The 1,109-nt window shown below is 55.1% G+C and carries 1 protein-coding gene; it reads right to left on the bottom strand.

Going from position 1 to position 1,109, the window contains the following annotated elements; translation table 11 throughout:
* Positions 1–641: 641 nt before the first annotated feature.
* On the bottom strand, positions 642–1,013 hold the full coding sequence (locus CAI21_RS22755; RefSeq protein ID WP_116304388.1) for a hypothetical protein: 372 nt from the start codon (positions 1,011–1,013) through the stop codon (positions 642–644).
* Positions 1,014–1,109 lie beyond the last annotated feature (96 nt).

Genomic DNA, 1,109 nt, shown 5'->3' on the forward strand with positions numbered 1-1,109 from the left:
CGGGGGGCTTGCCTAGCGGCGAGCGCTCCGGCAAACAAAGGGTCGCCGAAGGCGACTCATTTTATTGACCAGGCTAGGTCGCGTAAGCGATCTGGCCTGATGAATCGCCCGAAGGGCTCCTACTCATCCAACAGCATGACGAGCCTCAGCACTTAAGAAAGGAACGCCCTTGGATATCCAGCGGCCGCCCCGTGGACAGCCCGAGGAACTGCCGCAAACGCGGCATCGTGTTAATGGATTGTGGACGAGCGTGTTTACACGCTCGTCCACAATCCATTAACACTGTTCCACCGCCTGCCCACCGGACACCGAAAACCGGATGGGGGTAAATTCCACCCAACGCTCCGCGTACAACAGCAAACTTATATTGGGTATCCGGATTTCGAGGTTGATAGCAACTCTACTGTCTGCTCTCTAATCATTTTGGTGGATACGCCGGACAGGTGAGAAAACCCCGCTGTCCCCGTAGTCCACAGCCCATAGCCGGCGACTGTGGAGCGCCCCCTAAAAAGGGCGCGGAGCAAAGCGCCGGTCGCCGAAGGCGAGGCTGTGGACCCACGGGGGCAGCCCTGCCGCAACCACCGGCTTAGCCCCAGCATTAAGGCCCGCTGAGGCGGGCCTTAATGACGATCGACAGAAAGTTAACCGGTTCGGCGGGAACCTGAATTATCCTCCCATAGTTCAACAAGATCCTGCCGCATTACAGCCATACCCTCGATAATAGAAGATCCATTAACAGGCATGCGCTGCAATAAAGCCTCATAGGCACACCGAAGGTCATAACCGTGAGAGGTTAAAAAGGCGCTAACGCTATCGTCGCCATCATGCAGTTCAGCAAGACGGAAGCGAGGGCAGGTATAGCCGGGTAAAAAAGCGGCCGACACGTCATCAAGAAAGATCGCAGTATGAGTGATCGTGACTCTAAGCCCCTGGTCAAAGGCATAGAAAATACCGCCTTCCCGAGCAGCGGCACAGAACTCGCGAGCATTCCCAATAGACTGAACAAATTTCATAAAACACCTCATTATTTGAGGTGCACCCCGTAACCCGGTGCCGGCATGCTGAGAAACCCTCAACATGGAACCTATTATAGTGCTTGTAGCGCACTA

Origin of the sequence: Alkalilimnicola ehrlichii (assembly GCF_003399765.1) — a bacterium.
GTDB lineage: Bacteria > Pseudomonadota > Gammaproteobacteria > Nitrococcales > AK92 > AK92.